The 26,388-nt window shown below is 45.1% G+C and carries 24 protein-coding genes; 14 read left to right on the top strand and 10 right to left on the bottom strand.

Translation table 11 applies throughout. The features are described 5' to 3' along the window. Positions 1–3: 3 nt before the first annotated feature. The 3 genes from ACVFI8_RS12980 to ACVFI8_RS12970 form a co-directional block, all read right to left on the bottom strand. On the bottom strand, positions 4–1,053 hold the full coding sequence (locus ACVFI8_RS12980) for an SO_0444 family Cu/Zn efflux transporter (protein WP_457871549.1): 1,050 nt from the start codon (positions 1,051–1,053) through the stop codon (positions 4–6). Further along, positions 1,037–1,444, bottom strand: coding sequence for a Zn(2+)-responsive transcriptional regulator (gene zntR / locus ACVFI8_RS12975; RefSeq protein ID WP_457871548.1), 408 nt, complete (start codon positions 1,442–1,444; stop codon positions 1,037–1,039). The genes ACVFI8_RS12980 and zntR overlap by 17 nt, the downstream gene beginning before the upstream one ends. 124 nt (positions 1,445–1,568) lie before the next feature. Continuing rightward, positions 1,569–1,985 carry a VOC family protein gene (locus ACVFI8_RS12970; RefSeq protein ID WP_457871547.1) on the bottom strand — a complete coding sequence of 139 codons (417 nt, stop codon included), beginning with the start codon at positions 1,983–1,985 and terminating at the stop codon, positions 1,569–1,571. Positions 1,986–2,115: 130 nt separating this feature from the next. Here ACVFI8_RS12970 and soxR point away from each other — a divergent pair, with 130 nt between their 5' ends. The 9 genes from soxR (at position 2,116) to ACVFI8_RS12925 (ending at position 12,208) form a co-directional block, all read left to right on the top strand. Continuing rightward, positions 2,116–2,568 (top strand): redox-sensitive transcriptional activator SoxR, encoded by a 453-nt coding sequence (gene soxR / locus ACVFI8_RS12965; protein WP_248713072.1) that lies wholly within the window; start codon positions 2,116–2,118, stop codon positions 2,566–2,568. Positions 2,569–2,671: 103 nt separating this feature from the next. Further along, on the top strand, positions 2,672–2,848 hold the full coding sequence (locus ACVFI8_RS12960) for a DUF6435 family protein (protein ID WP_248713073.1): 177 nt from the start codon (positions 2,672–2,674) through the stop codon (positions 2,846–2,848). 132 nt (positions 2,849–2,980) lie between these two features. Further along, on the top strand, positions 2,981–4,747 hold the full coding sequence (locus ACVFI8_RS12955) for a sensor domain-containing diguanylate cyclase (protein ID WP_457871546.1): 1,767 nt from the start codon (positions 2,981–2,983) through the stop codon (positions 4,745–4,747). A 271-nt stretch (positions 4,748–5,018) separates the two neighbouring features. Then, a complete protein-coding gene (gene purH, locus ACVFI8_RS12950) occupies positions 5,019–6,611 on the top strand; it encodes a bifunctional phosphoribosylaminoimidazolecarboxamide formyltransferase/IMP cyclohydrolase (RefSeq protein WP_457871545.1) in 1,593 nt (530 codons plus the stop codon). 84 nt (positions 6,612–6,695) lie between these two features. Then, complete coding sequence (gene purD, locus ACVFI8_RS12945) at positions 6,696–7,985, top strand: phosphoribosylamine--glycine ligase (RefSeq protein ID WP_457871544.1); 1,290 nt, start codon at positions 6,696–6,698, stop codon at positions 7,983–7,985. Positions 7,986–8,140: 155 nt separating this feature from the next. Further along, positions 8,141–8,737, top strand: a complete 597-nt coding sequence (locus ACVFI8_RS12940) for a YitT family protein (protein ID WP_457871543.1) — start codon at positions 8,141–8,143, stop codon at positions 8,735–8,737. 3 nt (positions 8,738–8,740) lie between these two features. After that, on the top strand, positions 8,741–9,970 hold the full coding sequence (locus tag ACVFI8_RS12935; protein WP_457871542.1) for a methyltransferase: 1,230 nt from the start codon (positions 8,741–8,743) through the stop codon (positions 9,968–9,970). A gap of 61 nt (positions 9,971–10,031) precedes the next feature. Next, a complete protein-coding gene (locus ACVFI8_RS12930) occupies positions 10,032–11,603 on the top strand; it encodes a hypothetical protein (RefSeq protein ID WP_457871541.1) in 1,572 nt (523 codons plus the stop codon). An 11-nt stretch (positions 11,604–11,614) separates the two neighbouring features. Beyond that, positions 11,615–12,208, top strand: a complete 594-nt coding sequence (locus ACVFI8_RS12925; protein ID WP_457871540.1) for a DNA-3-methyladenine glycosylase I — start codon at positions 11,615–11,617, stop codon at positions 12,206–12,208. A 227-nt stretch (positions 12,209–12,435) separates the two neighbouring features. Here ACVFI8_RS12925 and ACVFI8_RS12920 read toward each other — a convergent pair whose 3' ends face one another. Further along, positions 12,436–13,602 carry an acyltransferase family protein gene (locus ACVFI8_RS12920; protein ID WP_457871539.1) on the bottom strand — a complete coding sequence of 389 codons (1,167 nt, stop codon included), beginning with the start codon at positions 13,600–13,602 and terminating at the stop codon, positions 12,436–12,438. Positions 13,603–13,614: 12 nt separating this feature from the next. After that, complete coding sequence (locus ACVFI8_RS12915; protein WP_457871538.1) at positions 13,615–14,055, bottom strand: hypothetical protein; 441 nt, start codon at positions 14,053–14,055, stop codon at positions 13,615–13,617. Positions 14,056–15,066: 1,011 nt separating this feature from the next. On the opposite strand from ACVFI8_RS12915, the gene ACVFI8_RS12910 reads away from it, so the two are divergent. Beyond that, positions 15,067–16,020 (top strand): NADPH:quinone reductase, encoded by a 954-nt coding sequence (locus ACVFI8_RS12910; protein ID WP_457871537.1) that lies wholly within the window; start codon positions 15,067–15,069, stop codon positions 16,018–16,020. Positions 16,021–16,079: 59 nt separating this feature from the next. On the opposite strand, the gene ACVFI8_RS12905 is transcribed toward ACVFI8_RS12910, so the two are convergent. Further along, on the bottom strand, positions 16,080–17,147 hold the full coding sequence (locus tag ACVFI8_RS12905; protein ID WP_248713084.1) for a TRAP transporter substrate-binding protein: 1,068 nt from the start codon (positions 17,145–17,147) through the stop codon (positions 16,080–16,082). A gap of 210 nt (positions 17,148–17,357) precedes the next feature. After that, positions 17,358–18,056 carry an aquaporin Z gene (gene aqpZ / locus ACVFI8_RS12900; RefSeq protein ID WP_248713085.1) on the bottom strand — a complete coding sequence of 233 codons (699 nt, stop codon included), beginning with the start codon at positions 18,054–18,056 and terminating at the stop codon, positions 17,358–17,360. Between the two features lie 312 nt (positions 18,057–18,368). Between aqpZ and ACVFI8_RS12895 the strand changes: the two genes are divergently transcribed. After that, on the top strand, positions 18,369–18,908 hold the full coding sequence (locus ACVFI8_RS12895; RefSeq protein ID WP_457871536.1) for a YfaZ family outer membrane protein: 540 nt from the start codon (positions 18,369–18,371) through the stop codon (positions 18,906–18,908). 56 nt (positions 18,909–18,964) lie between these two features. Here the strand turns inward: ACVFI8_RS12895 and ACVFI8_RS12890 are convergent, their stop codons facing one another. From ACVFI8_RS12890 to ACVFI8_RS12880, 3 genes are all read right to left on the bottom strand, one after another. Further along, positions 18,965–20,194, bottom strand: coding sequence for an ABC transporter substrate-binding protein (locus tag ACVFI8_RS12890; RefSeq protein ID WP_457871535.1), 1,230 nt, complete (start codon positions 20,192–20,194; stop codon positions 18,965–18,967). Between the two features lie 68 nt (positions 20,195–20,262). Then, the gene (locus tag ACVFI8_RS12885) at positions 20,263–21,114 is read right to left on the bottom strand and encodes a carbohydrate ABC transporter permease (protein ID WP_248713088.1); all 852 of its coding nucleotides are present in this window, start codon (positions 21,112–21,114) and stop codon (positions 20,263–20,265) included. Continuing rightward, the gene (locus ACVFI8_RS12880) at positions 21,114–22,046 is read right to left on the bottom strand and encodes a carbohydrate ABC transporter permease (RefSeq protein WP_457871534.1); all 933 of its coding nucleotides are present in this window, start codon (positions 22,044–22,046) and stop codon (positions 21,114–21,116) included. Before ACVFI8_RS12880 ends, ACVFI8_RS12885 begins: the two co-directional genes overlap by 1 nt. A gap of 298 nt (positions 22,047–22,344) precedes the next feature. On the opposite strand from ACVFI8_RS12880, the gene ACVFI8_RS12875 reads away from it, so the two are divergent. From ACVFI8_RS12875 to mglA, 3 genes are all read left to right on the top strand, one after another. Beyond that, positions 22,345–23,436, top strand: coding sequence for an ABC transporter ATP-binding protein (locus ACVFI8_RS12875; RefSeq protein ID WP_248713090.1), 1,092 nt, complete (start codon positions 22,345–22,347; stop codon positions 23,434–23,436). Between the two features lie 399 nt (positions 23,437–23,835). Then, a complete protein-coding gene (mglB, locus tag ACVFI8_RS12870; RefSeq protein WP_457871533.1) occupies positions 23,836–24,813 on the top strand; it encodes a galactose/glucose ABC transporter substrate-binding protein MglB in 978 nt (325 codons plus the stop codon). 58 nt (positions 24,814–24,871) lie between these two features. After that, positions 24,872–26,380: a galactose/methyl galactoside ABC transporter ATP-binding protein MglA gene (gene mglA, locus ACVFI8_RS12865; protein ID WP_457871532.1), complete on the top strand. Its 1,509-nt coding sequence runs from the start codon at positions 24,872–24,874 to the stop codon at positions 26,378–26,380. The last annotated feature ends 8 nt before the right edge of the window (positions 26,381–26,388 follow it).

The raw sequence follows: 26,388 nt of genomic DNA, 5'->3' as shown, positions 1-26,388 counted from the left end.
GATTTAAGCGGCGGCGCCAAACCAGCGTTGCCGCAGATCTTTTACCGCGGCAAATAGCATTAACATGGCGATCAGCCCACTAGTTGCGATAACCCAGCCGCTATTGACTAGTTGTTCTTCTTGCCAGGCCACTGGATTTACTTGCCATTGCCACTGACCAATCGCCCAGTCTAACCCCCAGCCAAACAGCATTGCGCTAGCAATAACCCCAGTTAAGTACGCCACCAAGGCACGCATGCCCATTTCTTGACGTACCAACATTAAGGTGGCGATATTGGTAGCCGGCCCCGCGAGCATAAATACCAATGCGGCCCCCGGTGAGATCCCCGCAATAATTAAGCCTGCGGCAATCGGTGTTGAAGCAGTGGCACAAATGTACATAGGCACCCCTACCAGCACCATAACGATCATGGTTATCCAACCTTGTCCCCAGCGGGTCATAAAGCTTTCGGGTAAATAGCTTTGAATCAGCGCGGCAAATGCTAGCCCCAGTAATAACCACAAGTAGCTGTCTTCCACCAGCTCTACAAAACTTGTAAGCCACGCTTTCAACTTTTGCCCTCCAGTGGGTTTAGCAGGCGGCGCAGATGCGGCGCTAGCGCACTTACTTTTACCACTGCAACAGCTTTTAACTTCGCTGGCTGTAGGTTTAGTCTCTTCACCATTGCCCACTAACAAGCCAGCGATGATGGCACTGCAAATGGCTGCAATAGGCCTGATAATCGCCATTACAGGACCTAATAAGGCATAAGAGACTGCCACCGAGTCAACTCCCGTTTCGGGCGTGGCAATTAAGAAAGAAGTGGTGGCACTTTTAGAGGCGCCCGCTCGGCGCAAGCCCATCGCCGCCGGTATCACCCCACAGGAACATAGCGGCAATGGCGCCCCAATAAACGCCGCCTTTATGGTGGTACTGGGCTTATTGTTGCCAAGGTGCTTGGCCAGCCAGCGACTTGGTAGCCCTAGCTTTAAACTCGCCGCAATCACAAAGCCTAAAAACAACCAAGGCGCGGCGCTTAAAAACAAACTAATAAAGTTATTCAATAACATCATCTAAGGCCTTTAGTATTGAACAAGACGCTGCGCTCTCTTCACCGCCGCAGCAGGCATTGTGTAGCGTTTGCAAGGTGGTTTCGAAGGCGCGCAACTCGGCCAACTGCTGCTGTACTTTAGCCAGTTTATGCCCTACTACGCTGCTGACATCGTGACAACGAGCGGTAGCGGCATGCTCGCGTAAATTGAGTAGCTCAAGAATATCTTTTATTGATAGGCCCGCCTGCTTGGCTCGTTGAATAAACCGCAAACGGACTAGGTCTTGTTCGCTGTACATTCTGTACTGGTTGGCCCCACGTGATGCCGGGGTTAATAAGCCTTTGCGTTCATAAAAACGTAAGCCCTCTACACTCAAACCACTTAATGTTGCCAACTCACCAATTTTATACATAGGCTCCTCCGTCAGTTCTATAATAAACCCTGTAGCTTGGTACAGGGTCAATAGTTTTCATCAAGAAATAAAAAAAAGCCTGAGACTCAGGCTTTAAAGGTGCAACACGTCAGCAACTGAAGGGTTAATGATAAAGATTACGCTGTTCAGGCAAATCTGAAGAATACTCTACAAATTCAAGCTCAAAACCATTGGGATCGCGAAAGTACACGTTGCGACGATGCGGGCTTTGTGCCCCTTCATGATGGATCTCATAACCCGCTTGCAGTAAACGGCCGATTAGGCCATCGAGATCTGCTGTAACATAGGCAAAATGCGCTACGCCAATTTGGTTACCCTTTAATGGGCGGTTCTCCCCGTAACCATTGTCGTTAAACGTGAGGTAGTGATGGTCATCGCCAAAGTGCAACCAACGACGCTCTAGCCCATGCCATGTTTGTTGGCCTTCGCCGCGTACCCACCAGTGCGGAAATGCGGCACGGTAAAACTTTAACGTTTGATCCATGTCTGTGACGACAAGATTTAAGTGCTCTAAATACATAACTTGCTCCTTGCTTGGTTCGCTTAAATTACCAGTGGCCTTGCCACCGTTCTGCTTAACAGCATAAAACCTCAAGTTAAGTTGAGGTAAAGCAGTTTTTTACCTAAAGTAGTTGAAACAGGAGAACAACATGAACAAGCCCCCTAGGCAGGCTCTTTCGGTAGGAGCAGTAGCTAAACGTTGTGGTATTAAGGTATCCACGCTGCACTTTTACGAGAGCAAAGGTTTAATTCACAGTGAACGCAATCAAGGTAATCAACGGCGCTATGCCCCCGATGTATTGAGAAGGGTGTCGGTGATTAAAGCGGCGCAAACAATGGGGATAAGCTTGGCTGACATCCATGCCGCGTTTGCTCGTTTACCCAACCAACGCACCCCCACTAAAGTCGATTGGGAGACACTGTCACAGCAATGGCAGCAAATCCTCAATCAACGGATTAATGCACTAACGCGCTTAAGAGATTCGTTAACCGGCTGTATTGGCTGCGGTTGTTTATCGATGAACAGCTGTCCGCTGTATAACCCCGATGATGAACTCGCCAAACAGGGGCCTGGGCCAGTTATTCTGAACCGCCCAACTTAACGCGAACTAAAACTATTAAGCCCTAGTTCTTCATAAATATTTTCACTCGCAAAGAACTTTTTAATGCTCCGATCCGTTGTTAATGAGCAACCAAGGAGCCTTTATGTTTAATTTTCTAAAACCTAATCCAGTTAAGCGGAAACGCCAAAAATATGATTTGTTACTTGAATCGGCAATGTTAGCCCAACGCCGTGGAGACATCATGACCTATTCAATGCTGAGTGCCGATGCCGATCAATTGTGGAAAGAAATCGAACAGCTAGAAGCTCAGTCAAAATAACAGGCACAAGAATACAATAAATCATAAGCCCGCAAGATATTGATATAAAAGTTATTTTAGGTCAAAAGTTGAGCCCCAAGCCGAGCTAGCCCATACTGCTTAATTATCAACCATTTTGTGTGCATATTGTTAGTGAACGATCACTTAGGCTCAAACCAACAGGCAAAACCAAAGTATGTGAAGCTAGGAAACGTTATCGTCGTGATAACGCTGTTTAGCTTAGCTATTTTGGCGATCGTGTTTACTGCTCTAGAAAACATTGAGAACGAGGTTGAGCTTAAAGTTAAAGAATCGTTGCGTACCGTGCTTAGGGCAACCCAGGAAGCTCACCATATCTGGATCCAGCACCGCCTATTAGAGCTGAGTAATACTGGGCAATCGGAGCGTATAAACCTGTCGATAGCCATTCTTAAAAACCCTAACAGCCCTTCTTTGCTACATGCTAGCGCCGAGGCCAATGTTGAACGCAGCTTTGCCCTAATGATGGGCACTTACCAAGACAACGCTTATTGGTTAAGTGACCTTGAAGGCACTATTCTCAGCTCTAACCTGAATCACCAGCTTACTAAGCAACACCCTTTGTTTGAGTTTGAACACGATAAAATGCGCGAGGTGATAAACGGTAACGCCACCTTCATCACTGGCATCAAAGACGCCAAAGCCAAACGCCTAAACAATATGTATTTCAGTGCTCCCGTTATCAATAAACAACAACGAGTCACTGGCGTGCTAATTGTCAGCGTTAACCAAAGTGACCACTTTAGCCGCATCACCCAACTTGGCAGAATATGGAATTCAGGTGAAACCTATGCCTTTGATCGCAACGGCTTAATGCTCTCCTCGAGTCGATTTGACGAACAGCTGCTGCGATTAGGGTTATTAGAACCAGGTCAAGTGGCCATTAACAACTTGTACATTACCGACCCACAAGCCAAAGCCGACAACCGTTTTGAAGCGCTCACATTGATGGCACAAAGTGCCACCCAAGGTGAAACCAGCTTTAATACCACCGGTTATCGAGATTATCGCGGCGTAACCGTGGTTGGGGCATGGACATGGCAACCTACCTACAATTTTGGTCTAACCACCGAGATAGACAAAGCAGAAACGTCTACCATCTATAACCGCACTCGTAACATTGTTGTGCTGGGTATAGTGAGCTCTTTATTGGTGGCGGTCAGTTTGTTTTTGTTACTGTATTTTAGCCAGCGCAACGCCAAACAAGTATTGCGTCAATCTCAACTGGTACTGGAAGATCGGGTGAAAGAGCGAACCGCTGATTTAGAAGCGTCGCAACAAGAGCTCAGGGTGGCTTACCGCGAGCTAGAAAAACAGTCGATTACCGACAGCCTTACCGGTATACCCAATCGCCGTTGTGCTGATGAGTTCTTAGATCAAGAGTGGCGCCGCGCCCAGCGTGGTGGTTACCCAATAACCATCATGCTCATCGATATTGACCACTTCAAACAGTTTAACGATCATTACGGCCACCCAGCAGGCGATGTATGTTTAGAACAAGTCGCTAAGGTGCTTACCGCGTCAGGGATCTGTAAGCGCCCAGGCGATTTAATTGCCCGCTACGGCGGTGAAGAGTTTATTGCCATACTTAGCAACAGTGATTACGACTACGCTGAGTACTCCGCTAAGCGCTTAATTAAAGCCATTAATCAGGCGAAGATCACTCATCAGCATACTCAAGTAGAAGGCCAATCACATATCACGATTAGTGTGGGCGTTTCGATTGCCGAAAGTGTCGATACCCGTTTAGAAGAAATCATAAGCCTTGCAGACAATGCGCTATACCTCAGCAAGCAAAATGGCCGCAATACCTTTAATTTCAAACTGCCAGCAAATTTAAGTCATTCTCAAGACCCTCCTACATCAACCCGCCCCAGCTAAACTGCCAAAAAACTAAGGGCTAACACCCACAAAGCCTAGGACAGCCATTTTCGCCAGCAATCGGTCAACGATGCCCAGTTAACGGCTTGTGATAGCGGTACTTTTTACCTTTATAGGTGGCTGTTTGGGTCTAAGTGAGCACTTTTTTTGGCTAAAAACGGCGCATTCTTCACACTTTTACTGTAAAATGCGCGCCTCAAACCTAAGTTGTTTATTTTTCGGGCAACTTGTACCGCTAGCGCACATAACTGCTAATGAGGATAAAACCCTAATGGAAAACGCTCGACCGATTCGACGTGCACTGATCAGTGTTTCAGATAAAACAGGCATCATCGAATTTTCACGATCTTTAGCCCAGCAAGGTGTAGAGATCTTATCTACAGGTGGCACCGCTAAATTACTCGCCGAAAACGGCATTGAAGTCATTGAAGTTTCTAACTACACCGGCTTCCCAGAAATGATGGATGGACGTGTAAAAACGCTACATCCTAAAGTACACGGTGGCATTTTAGGTCGACGCGGTACCGATGATGAAGTGATGAATAGTCACGGCATCAACGCTATCGATATGGTAGTAGTAAACCTATATCCATTTGCAGCAACCGTTGCTAACCCAGATTGTAGCCTTGAAGATGCCGTAGAAAACATCGACATTGGCGGCCCAACAATGGTGCGCAGCGCAGCTAAAAACCACAAAGACGTCACCATTGTGGTAAATGCTTCTGACTACGACCGGGTTTTGTCAGAAATGACCAATAACCAACAGTCGTTAACGCATGCCACACGCTTTGATTTAGCCATTGCAGCCTTTGAGCACACGGCAGCTTATGACGGCATGATCGCCAACTACTTTGGCACCATGGTCGCCAGTTACGGCGATAATAAAGAAGGTGACGAAGAGAGCAAGTTCCCACGTACCTTCAATAGCCAATTCATTAAAAAGCAAGACATGCGCTATGGCGAAAACAGCCACCAAGCGGCAGCTTTTTATGTTGAGAAAAACATCGAAGAAGCTTCAGTATCTACAGCTACTCAGCTACAAGGTAAAGCCTTGTCGTTTAACAACATCGCCGATACTGATGCCGCACTAGAATGCGTGAAAGAATTCGACGAGCCTTGCTGTGTAATTGTAAAACACGCAAACCCTTGTGGTGTTGCTTTAGGTAGCAATATTCAAGAGGCTTACGAGCGCGCATACAAAACCGACCCAACTTCTGCCTTTGGCGGCATTATTGCCTTCAACCGTGAATTAGATGCCGACACCGCAGAAGCGATTGTGTCTCGTCAATTTGTTGAAGTGATTATTGCCCCTAAAATTTCTGACGCTGCAGCGCAAATTGTCGCGGCTAAGAAAAACGTTCGTTTATTAGAGTGTGGCGAGTGGTCAAGCAAAACCACAGGTTTACAGCTTAAGCGTGTAAACGGCGGTTTATTGGTTCAAGACCGCGACCAAGGCATGGTAAGCCAAAGCGACCTCAGTGTTGTGAGTAAGCGCCAACCTAGCGAAGAAGAGTTGCGTGACGCACTATTCTGCTGGAAGGTAGCTAAATACGTTAAATCAAATGCCATTGTTTACGCCAAAGGTAACATGACCATTGGTGTAGGCGCAGGTCAAATGAGCCGTGTGTACAGTGCCAAAATTGCCGGTATTAAAGCCGCTGATGAAAACTTAGAAGTGGCCGGCAGCGTAATGGCATCAGATGCCTTCTTCCCGTTCCGCGATGGTATTGACGCCGCGGCTGAAGCTGGTATCACCTGTGTGATTCAGCCTGGTGGTTCAATGCGTGACGATGAAGTCATTGCCGCTGCCGACGAACACGGCATGGCGATGGTATTTACTGGCATGCGCCATTTCTACCACTAAAAACCAACAGCCAGCCTCGTGCTGGCTGTTTTGTATTTTGGCTTGGCATGCCAAGCTCGGTTTACTCAGTATTGGATAGACAAAATGAATGTACTTGTGATTGGCGGCGGTGGCCGTGAACATGCTCTAGCATGGAAGGCTGCTCAATCTCCTTTAGTTGAAAAAGTATTTGTAGCACCAGGTAATGCTGGTTCTGCGCTTGAGCCAAAGCTTGAGAACGTAGCCATTGGTGTTGAAGACATTGCAGGCTTGCTTAGCTTTGCCCAGCAAAACCAAGTTGAACTGACCATTGTTGGCCCTGAAGCGCCGCTAGTAATTGGTGTGGTTGATGCCTTTAGAGCTGCAGGCCTTAAAATCTTTGGCCCAACTGAAAAGGCAGCACAACTGGAAGGCTCTAAGTCTTTCACTAAAGACTTTTTAGCACGTCACGACATTCCTTCTGGTTACTACCAAACCTTTACCGAGGTGGCACCAGCGATTGCTTATGTAAAAGAGCAAGGTGCGCCAATTGTAGTTAAAGCCGATGGCTTAGCGGCAGGTAAAGGGGTGATTGTTGCAATGACCGAAGCCGAAGCCATTGCTGCGATTGAAGATATGCTAGCCGACAACGCCTTTGGTGAAGCCGGTTCGCGGGTAGTGATTGAAGAGTTCTTAGACGGCGAAGAAGCCAGCTTCATTGTGATGGTAGATGGCAGCAACGTATTAGCCATGGCAACTAGCCAAGATCACAAACGTGTAGGCGACGGTGACAGCGGCTTAAACACTGGCGGTATGGGTGCATACTCACCGGCCCCTGTAGTAACGCCAGCCATTCACCAGCGCATTATGGATGAAGTGATCATGCCTACCGTTAAAGGCATGGCAGCTGAAGACAATGAGTACACCGGTTTCTTATACGCAGGTTTAATGATTATGGCTGACGGTTCGCCAAAAATCATTGAATACAACTGCCGATTTGGCGACCCTGAAACTCAACCCATTATGATGCGTATGCAGTCAGATATTGTTGAGCTTTGTTTAGCTGCGGTAGACCGCAAGCTAGATAACCAAACCGCTGAGTTTGACCCGCGCGCTGCAATGGGCGTGGTACTGGCGGCAGCCGGTTACCCAGGTGCTTACCCTAAAGGCGATGTGATGACCTTACCTAGCCTTAGCGAAGAAACCGCTAGCGCGAAAGTGTTCCATGCTGGCACCAGTGAAAAAGATGGCAACATTGTCACCAACGGCGGCCGTGTAGTGTGTGCTACAGCCTTAGGTAACACGGTTACTGAAGCGCAAGCCAATGCTTATGAGCTTGTTAAAAAAGTATCGTGGGAGGGCATGTTCCACCGTAACGATATTGGTTACCGAGCTGTAGCCCGTGAAAACAGCTAAACCAGCCATTAGCCTGCGTTAAACTAAACATATAAAACCACCATAACTAATAATTGTGGTGGTTTTTTTTGTTTTATCAAAACACCTTAGCGTTTTATCTCACAAAGTATCCATCGGTGCTATTATTCACTGTCTATAGAAATATTGAGAGCATCATGGAACGGCACAATCTATTAGAAGACTTTTTAGCCTTGTTAATTGGCACCACCATGGTAGCTTTAGGCTTATTTTTCTTTAAAGAAACTCAATTGCTCACCGGCGGTACTGCAGGGCTAGCCCTGCTTGCCAGCCAGTTTTTTCAGTTATCTTTTGGGCAAATTTTCTTGCTCATTAACTTGCCTTTTTTTGTGTTGGGCTTTACCAAGATGGGGGCCGCTTTTACCTTTCGAACCGTGGCCTGTGTGGTACTGGTTTCATTGTTCACCGACTACATGCATTGGGTGATAGATATCGCCCAACTCAACCGCGCTTACGCGGCCGTCTCGGGTGGTTTTTTGATTGGTACCGGCATGTTGATTTTAATTCGCCACAAAGGCAGCTTGGGTGGGGTAAATATTCTTGCCTTGTATTTGCAAAAACGCTTTGGCATTCCAGCAGGCCAGGTACAAATGGGTTTAGATGTGCTGATTGTCATGGCGTCTTACTTTTTAGTGCCCTTAAATGTATTGTTATGGTCTATTGCGGGTGCCGTCGCCTTAAACATTGTGATTGCACTAAACCATAAAAGCGGGCGCTACCAAGGTTTGTCTTAGAAAATGTCACAGTCTTGCCACTCACTCCAGCACTTTGAGGCGTTATTTAGAAGCCACGACCAGCTACTCACACGCTATCAAGCCTATTGGCAGCTTAGCCCCTTTCAGCAAGCAGCATTGCCGTGGACCAACCCGCCACTGATTGCAGCATTAGCGTCACTGAATACGGAACAAATAGGCCGGCTAGAACAACAACCGCAATTAGCGGTAGCGCATTTTTCAGAACATTTTCCCGGGCTACAAACAGGCCTAGAACAATGGGTATTAAACCCTGCTAGCCACAATACACAGGCTACGCCATTTTGGCTTAGCAATGGTATTAAAGGGCGAAAAGCCGAGCAGATCCAAGCCTTTAGTCAACAGCTGCAAGGCGAGACACGGCCTGTTTTAGAGTGGTGCGCCGGTAAAGGTCACCTTGGGCGGTTAATTAGCTTTCATCATCACTTACCGGTCACTAGCTTAGAGTGGCAGCAGAGCTTGTGCCAAGCGGGTGAGCAATTGGCTCAGCAACTTAAATTAGCGCAACAATTTCATCACTGTGATGTATTAAACAGTCACAGTCAGCAGTTTTTAAGTTCACAGCAACACGTCGTTGCCTTGCATGCCTGTGGTGAATTACACCTGCAACTGCTACGCCTAGCCGCCATAAAAAAACCGCAACGCTTAAGCCTTTGCCCCTGCTGTTATCACCTAATAAAAGATACCCACTATCAAGCCTTATCAGCCAGTGCCCAACAAAGCTCACTCAGCTTAAGCAAACAAGATTTACGCTTGGCTGTTGCCCAATCGGTGACTTCAGGCCAACGGGTTCAAACCCTTCGCCAGCGCGAGATCCACTGGCGATTAAGCTATCAGTGCCTGCGAGAAAGCATCAGCGGTAACGCAAACTATCAAGCGCTTCCCTCGGTGGCGAAACACTGGTTTAGTAAAGATGCGCCATTTAAAGACTTTGCCCTTTGGGCTTGCCAACAACACCAATTGGACTTGCCTGCGCACTTTGATCAACACCAATACTTAGCTCTGGGTGCACAGCGCCATCACTTAGTGCGGCAGATAGAACTTGTTCAACACTTGTTTCGTCCGCTAATGGAGCGCTGGTTATTACTCGATCGCTGTTTGTTTTTAGCGCAACAGGGATATAGTGTGGCATTAACGGAACTTTTCCCCTTTCAAACGAGTCCACGTAATGTATTAATACAGGCTCAGTTAAGCTCCCCCCAACTTAATACTTAAATTGCTATACTGCTGATAAGATTAATTTAATACCAGCATACCTGTTCTTATTGGAGACACCATGTCACGTTGTGTATTGTTTGTATTGTTATGCTTCAGCTTTACGACTCTTGCTACTGAGCAAGATGAGCAGTACGAAGAAGCCTTAAACCCTAAGCTCACAGCGGTAGATGAACCGCAGCCTACAGAACAAGCCTCTGAACAAGACAGCACGCGTGAACTAGCGCCGTCAACCAACAGTGAAGCCCCACCAGCTAACGCTAAACCCAGCTCAAAGCCACCAGCCACTGAACCGGCTAGCAGCACCAATAGCATCGATGATGCCAATAGCCTACCCGAGCAACCGCAAGCCATCGAACCGATCGTTGCGGCAGGCTCAGCGGATACACACCAAGCTGAAGCAACTAAACCAATAGATGATGCGCCAGTTTGGGGCCCTTTAACCTTACTCAATACCCAACTAAGCCCCAATAGCAGCGCCACCCTCGATTGGTTTTCAGGTCACTTACCCGGCGGTTTCGAATTAGCCACTCCAGTGGTGGTAATCCATGGTAAAGAACCTGGTCCAAGGGTGTGTTTAACCGCCGCTATTCATGGTGATGAAGTTAACGGTGTAGAAATAGCCCGACGCGTAGTGCAAAACTTAAAACCAGAGGAGCTAAAAGGCACCATCATTTCAGTACCAGTGGTAAATATTGATGGCTTATGGCGAAAAGATCGCTACATGTCTGACCGCCGCGACCTAAACCGAGCATTTCCTGGCGATGCTAATGGGTCTACCGCCTCTCGGGTGGCGCATAGTTTATTCACCAGTGTTATTCGCCATTGTGACAGTGTGATTGATCTTCATTCAGGCTCGATGTACCGAGAGAATATTAGCCAATTACGCGCCGATATCACCTTGCCTGCGGTCGCTGAATTAGCCAGTCACTTTGGCGCAATTCCTGTACTGCAGAGCATTGCGCCTCCCGGTAGTTTGCGCGGAGCAGCTACCGCAGCCAACATACCGGCGGTGGTGATGGAAGTTGGCGGACCGTTTACTGTTGATGTGAAATTAGTCGAAACGGGAGTGAAGGCACTGCGTAGTTATTTGAGCGCCATTGAAATGTTACCTCGCTCATTTTTTTGGTCTTCACCACAGCCCGTGTTTTATTCTTCGGAGTGGATCCGCTCGCGCCAAGGCGGGATCTTAATCAATAAGGTTAGCCTTGGACAAAAAGTAAATAAAGGGCAGCTATTAGGTGAAATTAGTAACCCTATTACCGATGAAGTGGAAACCTTGTACTCACCGTTTAATGCCGTGGTGCTAGGCAGAGCCCAAGACCAATTTGTCAGTGCTGGCTATGCGGTGTTCAATTTAGGCGAACGCAGAAGTATTGAAGACCTTGAGCAACAAGGTGAACAAATCAAGAAGAAAGTGGCAGAAAAGAATGCCGAACAAATGGGTTTACCTGCAACCAAAGACGATACTAGCAGTGCTGAAACACCCGCCAACAGTGACGAGCAAAGCGCAACAGAAGAACAAGCAAAAGACATTAAATTACCTAGCCAAGAAGAGCCACCCGCTGAAAGCTCTGAACCGGTTTCGTCTATCGATGATCCACAAGTGCTTAAAAACAGTGACTTAAACTAGAGGGTACGCCAGTGACTCAGTCAAACACGATTGTTCGTTGTCCATGGTGTGGTGATAATGACGATTATCAACATTATCACGACAACACTTGGGGGCGACCAGTTATGGATTCGGTCGAACTGTTTGCCAAGCTTTGTCTCGATGGCCAACAAGCCGGCTTGTCGTGGATAACTATTTTACGTAAACAACAAAACTACTATCGAGCCTTTGCCCAATTCCAGCCAGTAAAAATAGCGCTATTTCAAGAGCAAGACTGCCTGCGCTTAATGGAAAACCCAGGGATCGTTCGCAATAAACTAAAGATCAACGCGATTGTTAAAAATGCCAAGGCTTACTTAGCGATTGAGCAGCAAGGCCAAACGTTTAGCGACTATATTTGGAGTTTTGTCGGCGGAAAGACCATGGTTAACCGCTATGCCAGCATGCAAGACATTCCAACAGAAAGTGCCGAATCACAAGCGATGTCAAAGGCATTAAAAAAGGCAGGATTTAGTTTCGTAGGCCCCACCATCTGTTACGCATTTATGCAGGCGGTTGGCATGATCAACGATCACTTAGTTGATTGCCATGTATATCAAGAATGCGTTGATTTAGCCCAGCGTTAGCTGGCGCCTAACATAGCTACAGAGTCATCAGTGCGCACCAGCATCACCTGGTGCGAGAATAGCGTTTTATTGAAACGTTTCCTCTTCCCACCAAGTCCGCGTAACGTATTAATATAAGCTCTGTTAAGCTCAATCTGACTGAATGCTAAAATGGCGATACGCAGAAACCCCACTAGCGAGTGCTAAAAAAACCCCTTGAATGGAGCGGCTTAGTTAAAATGACTCACTTAGCCATTGCGACTCATGTTATTGGCGCCACGCGTCCAATCAAGTATCGGTTTTTCTAACAAGTAGAAACTTAAAGCGGCAATAGTCCAAGACAAACACACCACTAATGCCCCAATTTGCAAACCAAAAGCGATATCCTCCATGCCCATATAATGGTATTGCGGCACCCACAAAATACGAATCATCTCCATAATCAAATAGTGCCAAAGATAAATACCGAAAGATAAGGTTGCGATGTGAGAGAACAAGCGATTATCTAACAACCAGCTGCAATAACGGCTAAAGTGGGCGGCCAGCAAAGCGACAGCACAAAACATCGAAAACAGAGGGGCCAAATAAGCTTGCCCAAGGCTTTGGCTAGGTGCCCCCGGGACCAAGTAATTTAAGCTCATCCAAATCGCGAAACCAAAGGCACCGAGAAAAGCGAGGTCAAAATAATAATGCCTCGACTGCTGTTGCTTTTCATACCAAGCAATACTTGCCGCAGCCATTACGCCACATAAAAACTGCCCCATAAAACTGGCCACATTCCAGTAAGGCAGCCACTGTTTAGCTCCGCCAATCACACCGTACTGCCAACCTTTACCTTGTTGGTCGGTCATAAACAGTAGAACAATCAAGTAATGCAACAACTGCATCAATATGAGCAATACTGCTCCCCAGACCATCGCCACCTTAAGGCTTACGGTTTTACCTCGCCACAGCGGCATCAATAAAAGCGGCAGTAACAAATAACAACTCACCTCTAAGCCTATTGACCACAGTGGTCCGTTAATATCGCTGGGGAAAAAACTCATGTAGTGATAAGGCGCAATGAAGCTTAAACCCGCGAATAAACGTGGCAATGCATACTCTTGAGGCGCGACGAACAAGTTTAAAGAAACACTGATAAGCAACACCAAATAATAGGCAGGAATGATACGAGCGGCTCTCCGCTTTAAGTATTCTTTAATGTGAGGAAGCGTTTGAGCGGAAAAGTATGCCAGCCAAAATGGATACGCTAACAAAGCACCAGAGAGAACAAAAAACAAACTGACACCTAACTCACCAACATGTAAGCCCTTAATCAACCAATGAGTAGAATCTAAGCGTTGCGCTAAATGATGCGCCAGTACCGCTACACAAGCCAGAGCTCTCATTCCATCGAAGCCACCTAAGCGATGCATGTTTTCCCCTTATTAATTTACTGGGCTCATACGAGTTAGAGCGTGTTGTTTACCACTTAATTCAGCCCATAATTCGCTTCCTTTAAACCAATATCGAGTTTGATACTCAGTATCGGCATAGGACACTTCACCTTGCTTAAAATCAGCAAAGAAGTGCCGAGGTTTGCCGTCTAAACCTAAAGCTGGGTTGGCTACATGTTGCAATACAACTTCAACTTGCTGCTTATTAGGCTGACGCTTAAAATCAATGGTAAACTCTACGACGCCACTCCAACTGCCTTGCCACTTCCCAAAAAAAGCACTGGCATCATGGCTTACCAGAGCTTGCTCAACGACCGTCAGTTGGTCATTAAGCCACCATCGATATAAAGGTAATGCCAAGCTCATAACGAGACTAAGTAAACATAAACGTCTTAAGTACGACCAAGGGATTTTTTGCGTGGAATACCACATAGGCTCACCTCCTAGTCATAGTTTTCCACAACTACACCAAGCTAGGCAGCAGGATTATTGGTTTTGCGATCTAACAATATAATTTTCCTTTAATTGAAGAAAAAATCGTACCGTCATGAGAAAAAACTGTGCTAAATGAAGCTGTTAAAGAGTATATCGAGTTAGATAGTTTGAAGGGATTTGCTTTGTAGCTTTCAAGCAACTAGGCGCGGGAATACCTAAGTAAAGCTGTTGATTGTGAAATACTACTGGGGGGTGTATTTGCTTCCTCTGAGGTATTGAGGAGAGCCGGTTCGCCTGATCGGCGATTACATCGTTGTTACTGTCTTACTTACTACTATGTATACTTGGTCTGAGATTAACGGCTTAATTCAGCTAAACGTTGCTCTTCAGTTTTTTGATTTTGTGTGTAGCTTAGTGCTACCCAACCGATTAAATTCATCATAACTTTTCTCTCTATAGTCTTTGTTAATTAGCGACGTAGTTCTTCTAGTTTCTCTTCGTCAGTTTTTTTGTAACCTAGGTAGCTAAGGGCAACCAATCCTAAAAAATCGTACATAATGTTATCTCTTGTTTAATTGAATGATTAACGGCTGCGTTCAGCTAAGCTTTTTTGGGCATCAACTTTGCTTGATTGTAATGCGTAAAATAATCCGAATAATTCCATAATATTTCCACCTATTGGTTAACTTTAGTTTTTGAAGAAACTACTCAGCAAGACGTTTTGTTGGTTAATTTCTTCTACGGGTTTAATTTTATGAGACCTGAGACACATCTAGTATTACTTTTTTTGGTTTATATATTACTAAATTTAACTTTTTGTAATAATATTACCAAATATTCATTTGGCATCGTTTTCATAAAGCATGAAAAGCAGCTTTTCAAAAAACAAAACCTAGATCACGCTTTAGCAAACAGGAGCGCAGCTTTAAACGTCAAGCGCTTTTACTGCGTAAAACTGAGTTATGCTAATCGATTGTTAAGGACTTATTTAAAAACTAAGGTTAAACAATGAAAGCAATTCAGGCTCAGCACCACGGTGACCAACTTCAATTGAACCAATGTCCAGACCTGGTCGCAAATGACGACCAATTACTGATAGCCGTAGAGGCTGCAGGCGTTAACCCCGTTGATACCTATATTGTTGCAGGTACCAATAATTACACCGCGTCTTTCCCGCATACCCCTGGTAAAGACGCCGCGGGAACCATTCGCCAAGTAGGCGCGAACGTCAAAGGCTTTGCCGTAGATCAGCGAGTCTATTGTGCAGGAACGTTAAGTGGCGCTAGCGCCCAGCTGTGTTTAGCCACACCTCAACAAGTATTTCCTCTATCTGATAACTTAAGCTTTGAGCAGGGTGCATGTTTAGGCACACCTTACGCCACTGCTTGGCGCGCACTGTTTATAAGAGCCCATTGCCAAGCGGCAGAAACAGTATTAATTCATGGCGCCAGTGGTGGTGTAGGCTTAGCGGCAATTCAGTTGGCAAAAGCAGCTGGATGTGTAGTTTATGCCACAGCAGGTAGTGAAGCCGGCTTAACATTATTAAAGCAACAAGGCGCGGATGTCGTCGTTAATCACCATGAACCACAGCATTATCAGCAACTACAACAAGCTGGTCCCGTTGATGTGGTGCTAGAGATGTTGGCTAATCAAAATTTGGGAGACGACCTGCCCTTGCTTAATAAAGGAGGTCGCGTAGTAGTAATCGGTAGCCGAGGCCCAGTAGAAATAAACCCACGGGACTTAATGGCTAGAGACGCGTGTGTAATGGGAATGGCTTTGGCCAACGCTGATGGCGTTCAATTGAACAAGATCCATGCGGCACTTTATGCAGGAGCCAATGCTGGTTTTGTGCAGCCGGTGATAGCAAAACGCTTTAACCTTGCAGAGACAGGTGCTGCACACACCGCGGTTATGCAAGCCGGCGCGAGCGGAAACATAGTGATTAATACCCAGCAATAATTGCCAATAGTGAGGCATTGAAGAAAAGCGGCCTAGGCCGCTTTTTTGCTGCTCAGTGATTATAAGTCTTTGGTACTTTCTAAATAGCCATAGTCTGATATTAGCGTATAGGCTCGTGCCTTTTCAGTGAAGGCTTGCTGTGAGTCAATGATCTGTTTAGCTAAAGGATCACGGCTAGCATGCTCCGCCAGCAATTCGTCGTTGGCTTTTTTGAGCGCACTTAGCACCTCTTTTGGAAACGTACGCACTTTAATATCAGGGTACTCTTGAAGCATGGTTGCCCAGTTATTGGTGCTCATTGCGGTGGCTTCAACATAGATGTCGAAGGCCGTTGCACGCATTGCCGTTTCTAAGATCACTTGCAAGTCTTTTGGCAGGGTCTCAAATTTCTTCTTATTCACTAAGAACATATTCTCAGAGCCAGGTTCATGCCAACCCGTGTAGTAGTAGGGAGCAATTTTATGAAACCCCATACGTAAATCTAATGAAGGCCCTACCCACTCTAGCGCATCAATGGTATTGCGTTCTAACGCGGTATACAGCTCTGCCGGTGGAATGTTAACTGGGGTAGCGCCCAATTTAGCCAACACTTCCCCGGCAAAACCGGGAATACGCATCTTCAGGTTTTGTAAGTCTTCTACGCTGTTAATCTCATTGCGGAACCATCCGCCCATTTGAACGCCGGTGTTTCCGCCAGGAAACGTCAGTAAGTTGTGAGGCTCATATACCTTCGCCATTAACTCCTTACCTCCTCCGTAGGCATACCAAGCATGTTGTTCCATGGCGGTCATACCAAAAGGCATAGTAGTGAAATACAAGGTATTAGGTACTTTGCCCTTATAGTAGTACGAAGCTGAGTGCCCCATATCGTACTGACCACTTTTGACCAAATCAAAAATACCAAGCGGTGCTTTGTGTTTGTTGGCTGAGTCGACGCGGATTTGGAGGCGACCATTAGACATTTGTTCTGCCATGTTGGCAAAACGTTGCACACCCGTGTCTAGTAATGGGAATTTAGTGGGCCAAGTCTCTGCCAGCTTGAGCTTATAAACTTTGTCTTGGGCGACAGTTGTCAGTGACAAACAACCTAGGGCTAATGCTACAAAGCACTGCAATCCTTTTCTCATGATATGTCCTTATGTGTAGGGAACGCGTAGTTTTTATTATGTTGTGTTATAGCTGAAGCCAAACTGATGCTTGGCATTCATTAACAGAATAGTAACAGACCATAGGCCTCACTCAAACCCGCCTACAAACTCGCTTCCTACAGAGCAAAAAAGCCTTCCCATATAGGAAGGCTTTTTTTAGGGGCAAACACTAAAATTAACGAATTAACTTTAGTTTTTAGCCGCTATCTGTTTGTACATTAAGGCGGCACAAACAGCCCCGATGATCGGCGCTACCCAAAATAGCCAAAGCTGATTGAGGGCAATCCCCCCTTCTATTAACGCTGGGGCGGTGCTTCGAGCCGGATTAACCGACGTATTGGTTACTGGGATCGAGATTAAGTGAATCAGGGTTAAGCCTAAGCCAATCGCGATTGGCGCAAACCCCGCTGGCGCTCGGTCGTCTGTCGCCCCCAAGATGATAAATATAAACATAAAGGTCATCACCATTTCACAGACAAACGCAGCGATCAGGGTATAACCTCCAGGTGAATGTAAATCGTAACCATTGCTGGCTAAACCGTGACTTGCTAGATCATAGTCTGCATTGCCACTGGCAATCAGATATAAAATAATTGCCCCAACAAAGCCCCCTAAAAGTTGGGCACAAATATACGGGAATACGTCCACTTTTGAAAAACGGCCCGCAGCCATCAAGCCAATAGTTACGGCGGGATTTAAGTGACATCCTGAAATGTGGCCAATGGCATAAGCCATCGTCAACACAGTAAGACCAAAGGCGATAGATACGCCAACTAGCCCAATACCGACTTCAGGAAAGGCTGCAGCTAACACTGCACTACCACACCCACCTAGCACTAACCAAAAAGTCCCAATTCCTTCTGCGATTAAACGATTAAACAAAGGCATGTTTGCTCTCCTTTTCAAACATTTATAAAGCGAAGCAACAAATTTGCATCGCAGCCTAACTATAGGCTACCACTACTAAAAGGTTTAGTTTTTTCAATGCAATTTCAAACATGGCTCACCCGCACTGCTTAATCGCTCAGTACAGAGCCTTTTGACGACACAGATAAAACTTTTTTTTCGCGTAACTATCTTTCATCATCAGATAAACCCGAACAGTATATACAGTTAAATTAGGCCTCAAATTCAGATAATTAATAGAACAAATGCTATACTCGCCGCGTTTTCATCTTTAGAGACTTGTTTAGGAGATTTATGTTTAACCGTTCTTTGTTAGTTGCGAGCCTATTGGCTATCGCTTCGCCCGCCGCTTATGCCACACAATTTAATTTCGACCTAAATAATGATGCCTTTGAAGCAGGCTTTGGCACTGCCATAGGACCTGGTGCAGAAGTATCAGCCAATTACATGTATTCTCGCCCCGAGGGCGACTTGGCTGATATCGGCATTAAAGCCACTCATCAACATGAAATTCATAAATTTTCAATCGGCGCTAAATTTACGAAATTATGGGCAAACAATCGTGCCAATGCCCATGCTGCGGCGATTGGTGGAGACTATGCGATTACCGTTGCTCAAAACTTAACGGTTTCGGGTAGCGCGTACTATGCTCCATCGGTATTAACTAGCAGTGAACTTAATCGTTATTACGACCTAGATGCAAAAATAGCCTACTCAATCATGCCGCAAGCAGACGTGTACTTGGGTTACCGCGCCATTCAGTTTCGTTATAGCAGCCAGCAAGACCTAGACTTTAATAAAGGCTTGTATATTGGTGCAGCATTTAATTTCTAACGACAAATAAAAAAGCCCTGTTAAACAGGGCCTTTTATTGGAAGAACAACGCGAGCTTACTTAAATGTACGTTGGCGAGTTTTCTCTAAACCTTTCAGAATTTTATCCAAGCGGTCAGGGTGAACCATAAACTCTTGGAAGCCTTTCATGCCTTCCTTAGCCATAGCAGGATCGGTATCACGGTCATAAAACTGTGCAGTACCCGCAGCGGCTCCCAGCATTGCTACACCGGTGTTTAAGAACACATTGTCTTGTGCTTTTGCTTTCTTATTCGGTGGAATTTGCAATAAGGCTTTATTAATCTTGGTTTGATTCTCAGGACGAGCCATAAATGCTAGGTATTTTCTAGCGTCTTCTTTGTTTTTAGCTTTTGATGGAATGTGTAAAGTATCCATTGGTGCATCTTCTGCTACCCCAACCGTTGGGTCGATAATAGGGAACTGAAAGAAGCCCATTTTATCTTTAATCTCATCAGGGAAGTTTGGCGTAATAAAGTTACCAATCAGATACATTGCAGCTTTGCCGTTATATAAGAAAGGCTGCGCTTCTTGCCAAGAATATGAAGCATGGTTTTCGAGGAAATAACCGGGTTCGATCATTTCTTTCCATTTTTCCATGGTTTTCACTACTCGAGGATCAGTATAAGGCACCTTGCCTTCCATCAACTCCATATGAAAATCTAAACCGTTAACGCGCAAGTTCATGTAATCAAACCAACCCGCTGCGGTCCATAGGTATTTGGTGCCAATGGCTATTGGCGCAACACCATTCTCTTTGAGAATTTTAGAAGCCTCTAATAATTCTTCCCATAGGTAAGGTTCATCGATACCGTATTTCTCAAAAATGTCTTTGCGGTAATAAATGCCCCATTGGTAATAAGTATAAGGAACGCCCCATTGCTTACCGTCAATGGTCATTGCCGGAGCGGCAGTAGCAAAATCTGCCGCCATATCATTTTGCTGCCATATATCACTAACATCTTCAAACAAGCCCTTATCAACAAAGGCCTTCATACGATTACCTGCATACCAGTGCACAACGTCTGGCGGAGATGTCACCAACCAGTTACGAATGGTTGTTTTATAGGCTTCATGATCATACAAGTTGTATTTCACTTTAATGTCTGGATATTCTTTCTCAAAATCAGCAATGATTTCTTCAAATGCGGCTTTAGGTGCAGGGTCTGAAGCATCAGAGTTAATAATCAGTGTCCCCGCGTTGGCATAACTACTGACTAAAGTAGCTAGCGCTATGGCTTGACCACATTGTTTAAGTATACTCATCATTTACATTCCTTTTGTTTGTTGTCCTTATAAAGGATCTATCGCTCCCTCATTATTGCTTGAGGGTGTGCTTAGCCTTTGGTCGCCCCGAGGGTCAACCCAGCAATAAAATGACGCTGCATAGTAAAAAATAGTATGACCGGAGGTAAGGCCGCTACTACTGCTCCAGCTGATATCAACTGCCAAGATGCCAACCATTGCCCTTGCAACGCACTGAGTCCTGCGGTAACGGGCCTAACTTCATCACTTTGCACCAATACCAACGCCCAGAAAAAATCGTTCCATATAAACGTAAACACTAATACTGCCAAGGCGGCGGTTGCCGGTTTCACCAAGGGCAATACGATGTGCCAGAAAATCTTAAACTCATTGACCCCCTCTACCCTTGCCGACTCAATCAGCTCAGTAGGTAAACCAACAATAAAGTTACGCATAAACAAGGTACAAAAACCCGTTTGAAAAGCGATATGAAATAAAATGAGGGCCCAATGCGTATCATAGAGACCAAACTGAATGGTGAGGTCGCGCACCGGAATCATTAATATTTGAAATGGCACAAAGTTACCTGCAATAAAGGTAGCAAAAATCCAAATATTTGCCTTAAAGTTATATTTAGCTAAGGCAAAACCGGCCATCGTTGACAAGGCAACACAACCAGCCACTGCAGGTAAAGTAATAATTAAGCTATTTAACAGGTATTGAAACATCGGTGTGGCGGTAAATACTTGGGTGTAATTTTCGATTAACATCCACTCACTGGGCCACCCCCAATAATTCCCTTGGTTGATATCATCCAGTGACCGGATCGACGTAGCCATTACTGCGATCAACGGTAGTAGCCACAATATAATGGATATTGGCAATGCCACTCGGTAGCTTATATTGGTAAAGGCTGATGCCTTCGCTATGGGACGTGGATACATTACTTTTCACTCCTAATCATCCGCCACAAAAAGTAAGCGATATAAATATCCATAATTAAAAATAGCACTACTGCTACCGCTGCTCCGTAGCCCATACGATAATTAAAGATTGATTCTTCATACATCATATAAGCGAGCACTGTTGAACTTCCCCAAGGACCACCCGCAGTCATGGTGGCTACAAGGTCGAAAGAGCGCAGAGCCCCAATAACTGTCACCACGATTGCAATGAAAGTGGCAGGGCGCAACTGCGGTAGTACGATATACCACAGCATTTTAAAACCCTTAGCATTGTCTAGCCGAGCGGCCTCTAATTGCTCATGATTGAGATTGTTTAAGCCCGTTAAGTACAAAATCATGCAGTAGGCAATTTGCGGCCATAAGCCCGCCGCGATAATGCCGTAAGTCACAAGATCTTCGTCAGCTAAAATAGAGACCGGATCACCACCAAAAAAAGTAATTACACTATTCAGCACGCCAAAGCTTGGGTCGTAGAACCAAGAGAACACCAAGCCCACAACGACTTGAGAAATAACAAACGGGAAAAAGAATAAGGCTTTAACTAAGCGGATTCCGTAAACCTGTTGATTCAAAAATAAGGCAATGGCTAAACCGCAAGGTGGCGCCAACATAAACAGCAGCATCCATAAAATGTTATTGATGAGCGCGGTCCAAAATTGGTCGCTATCAAACAGTTCTACGTAGTTGCCAAAACCAATAAAGGTTTTTTCGCCAAGCCCATCCCATTCAAAAAAACTTAACCAAATACTTTGCAAAACCGGAAACAACACATAAATCGAAAAGATGATTAAGGCCGGTCCCAAGAATAACCAAGGCGCTACATCACTGGAGCGTAATCGTTTACCCATTTGTGGTTCAACGGCCCCATTGCCGGGCTTTTCTTGGGAGTGACTTGAAGAGTTATACGCCATTTTTAATGTTCCTTTTTTACCTGCCGTAAACAACAAAACCAGCTAAAACAACCAAAATAACCAAAATAACCAAAATAACCAAAATAACCAAAATAACCTGATTGCCACAGCATTACAGCAAGCTGACCTAATCACTAGAGTGCTTAACGACTCATCAACATAATAAAATTTAGATCAATTATTGTGATGTGTAAACGTTTTCATTGCGGATTTGTTAAGGTAAAGTAACGAACTATGATCAACATCATGCTTGTTTAGTTGCTAAGGTTAGAAGTAACCACCAAATCAGGGGCAGAATATGGCGGATATTACACTTTCAGGTTTAGTTAAGCGCTATGCCAAAGTAGAAACCATTCACGGAGTAGACCTAGAGATAAAGCACGGAGAGTTCGTGGTTTTTGTCGGTCCTTCAGGGTGTGGAAAATCAACACTGCTGCGGATGATAGCCGGTTTAGAAGATATTTCTGCTGGTGAATTATCGATAGATAACCAGCGGGTTAACAATGTTGACCCAGCAGATCGCGGCGTCGCGATGGTTTTCCAATCTTATGCTTTATACCCACACATGACCGTGGCCGAGAATATGGGCTTTGGTATGAAAATGAATGGTGTAGATAAAGCGGTGATAAAAAAACGGGTCGATATGGCCGCTAAAACACTGCAAATGGAAAACTTACTACACCGCACCCCCAAAGAGCTGTCTGGTGGACAGCGACAACGGGTGGCAATTGGTCGAGCCATTGTTCGAGATCCCCGAGTATTTCTATTTGATGAGCCGCTTTCCAATTTGGATGCTGAACTACGAGTAGAAATGCGGCTACAAATCGCTAAGCTGCATAAAGAACTGCAGACCACCATGGTGTATGTTACGCATGACCAAGTAGAAGCAATGACCTTAGCCGACAAAATAGTGGTGCTACGCGCCGGGAATATTGAGCAGGTAGGCTCTCCTCTTGAGCTGTATAGTTATCCGGAAAATATTTTTGTCGCAGGCTTTATTGGTTCGCCCAAAATGAACTTTATGCCAAGTAAAGTAAGCGCATTAGACGGCAATATTGCCACCATTGAATTAAGCGATGGTCAGCATATTCAGCTCGCCGTAAGAGCAGACAGTGTAAGCGTTGACGAGCAGTTACAACTAGGTATTCGCCCTGAACATTTGCGACTCAATGAGCAGGGAGAAGTCAAACTAAGCTTTCAAAATGAAGTCAGTGAGCGCCTAGGTAATGCCACTTATCTATTTGGCCAATTGGGTGAAGTTGATGGTATCAAGGTACATGTAAATGGTGACCATCAGGTAGAACGATTTACCGAGATCACCCTTAGTACTGAACTCAGTGAATGCTACCTGTTTAATCAGCAAGGTATTGCGGTGCGCCAATATCAATAATAGATATCTTATAAGTAGATGCTCTTTTGTCTGAGCCCTTGGCAAAGAGCGTCTGTTAGCCTGCCTGCTAATAAGCTCTGCTTCACAAGCGCCATGACAGCCTTAAATGACCTACAAATAGCAGTCAATATGACCGTTTAACCGGGCCTCTTTTACACCTAACATTTAATCATCAGATGCCTTTTTGAGCATATTCCCCTTTTCGAACAAATTATTACCGGTCTATTTCACTGCGTTACAAATCGTCACAAATAAAATGTAAACGTTTTCCTTTTCGCGGCTTTGATCACAAATATAACAAGTTCGCTACGCTAAACTGATTAACGATTAGTCGCATGGCGGTAAGTTTTGCCTATGACTTTTACTCTGGAACAGAAAAAAATTAAAAAGGAATATTTAATGAAAAAGCTGACCCTACTCGCTTCACTTTGCGCCAGCATGACCATCGCAGCACCAGTACTCGCAGAAACAACCTTGGGATTTACCGTCTACAAATACGACGATAACTTCATGGCAGTGGTTCGCCAAGCGATCGAAAAAGAAGCTGCTACAGATAGTGATGTGAAATTGTTGATGAACGATTCACAAAACAACCAATCAATGCAAAACGACCAAATCGACATTATGTTAGCGCGCGGTGTTCAAGCCCTTGCGATTAACCTTGTTGACCCGGCAGCGGCTCCCGTCATCATTAAGAAAGCCAAATATGATGATGTGCCTATCGTTTTTTATAACAAAGAACCGGCTCCAGAAGTACTAGCAAGCTACGACAAAGCCTATTACGTAGGCACCGATTCTAAAGAATCGGGCATTATTCAAGGTGAATTGATCGCTAAGCAGTGGGCAGCAAATAGTAGCTGGGACCTAAATGGTGATGGCGTCATTCAATACGTGTTACTTAAAGGTGAGCCAGGTCACCCTGATGCCGAAGCGCGTTCTAGCTATGTAATTAGCACACTGAACGACAAAGGCTACAAAACAGAAATGCTGCACCTTGATACAGGCATGTGGGATACCGCCATGGCCAAAGACAAAATGGATGCTTGGATTTCAGGCCCTAACAGCAACAAAATTGAAGTTGTTATCGCCAATAACGATGGTATGGCAATGGGCGCGATTGAGTCATTAAAAGCCGCAGCTAAAACCGCTGTTCCAGTATTTGGTGTAGACGCATTAGCTGAAGCTCTTGCACTTGTGCGCTCTGGCGAACTAGCTGGCACAGTACTTAATGATGCAGGCAACCAAGCAAAAGCCACCTTTGAATTAACCCGTAACTTAGCTAAAGGGCTTCCTGCAGGCGAAGGTACTGATTGGGTTATCGAAAACAAAGTGGTTCGAGTTCCTTATGTCGGTGTTGATAAGAGTAACTTAGACTAATTTTATCAACTAAATACGGGATGCCTGTCCCGTATTTAACCAATCGGTTAATACTGCTATGACAAATAATCAAGATGAATACCTGCTGGAAATGACTGGGGTCAGTAAAGAGTTCCCTGGCGTCAAAGCATTAGACAAAGTTAGCTTGAAAGTTCGCCCACACTCCATCCATGCCTTAATGGGTGAAAATGGCGCCGGTAAGTCAACCTTGCTTAAATGCCTATTTGGTATCTATGAAAAAAATGAAGGCGAGATTGTTTTCTTAGGTAAAAAAATTAATTTTCAGTCTTCTAAAGAGGCGCTCGAAAATGGCGTATCTATGGTGCACCAGGAATTAAACCAAGTATTACAGTGCTCTGTAATGGACAATATTTGGTTAGGCCGTTACCCCAAAAAAGGCTTTTTTGTCGACCACAAGAAAATGTATGTCGATACCAAGAAAGTGTTTGAAGAACTAGACATCGATATCGACCCTAAAGCTAAAGTAGCCACTCTTTCTGTATCTCAAATGCAGATGGTGGAAATTGCCAAAGCGTTTTCTTACGACGCTAAAATTGTGATTATGGACGAACCAACTTCTTCGCTCACCGAGAAAGAAGTTAATCATCTCTTCACCATCATTAAGAAGCTGAAAGAAAAAGGCTGTGGCATTGTTTATATCTCCCACAAAATGGAAGAAATTTTTGCCATCTGTGACGACATTACTATTTTACGTGATGGTCAGTGGGTTGAAACGCGCCGCCTAGAAGGGCTTACCATGGACCACATCATCAGCATGATGGTTGGCCGTGAGTTAACTCAACGTTTTCCTCCAAAAACCAACACCCCTAAAGAACCTATTTTAGAGGTTAAACATTTAACTGCACTTAACCAACCGTCTATTAAAGACATTAGTTTTGACCTTCGTAAAGGCGAAATATTAGGTATAGCAGGCTTGGTGGGCGCTAAACGAACCGACATAGTTGAAACACTATTTGGCATTCGCGAGCGCAGTGGAGGCGAAATACTATTGCATGGTAAGTCGCTCAAAAACCGTGACGCACACGAGGCAATAAACAACGGTTTTGCTTTGGTCACTGAAGAGCGCCGAGCCACCGGCATATACGGAAACCTAGATATCACCTTTAACTCCTTAGTCGCTAATGTTGATGAGTATAAAGAAAAATTTGGTTTGTTAAGTAATCGAAAAATGAAGAGTGACACCCAATGGGTGATCGACTCAATGAGTGTAAAGACGCCCACCCACAAAACAATGATTGGCTCGTTATCTGGTGGTAATCAGCAAAAAATAATTATTGGTCGTTGGTTACTCACTCAGCCGGAAATATTGATGTTGGACGAGCCCACTCGCGGCATTGACGTTGGCGCCAAATTCGAAATTTATCAATTGATTTTAGAACTCGCCAAAAAAGACAAAGGGATCATCATTATTTCTTCTGAAATGCCCGAGTTACTGGGTATTACAGACAGGATTCTGGTAATGAGTAATGGCCGGGCCGCGGGTATTGTTGAGACAGCGACCACTGACCAAAATGAAATTTTAAACTTAGCTTCGCGTTACCTTTAAGGAATAAA

Source organism: Agarivorans sp. MS3-6 (genome assembly GCF_054112545.1).
This window is presented reverse-complemented; position numbering and strand designations above follow the sequence as displayed.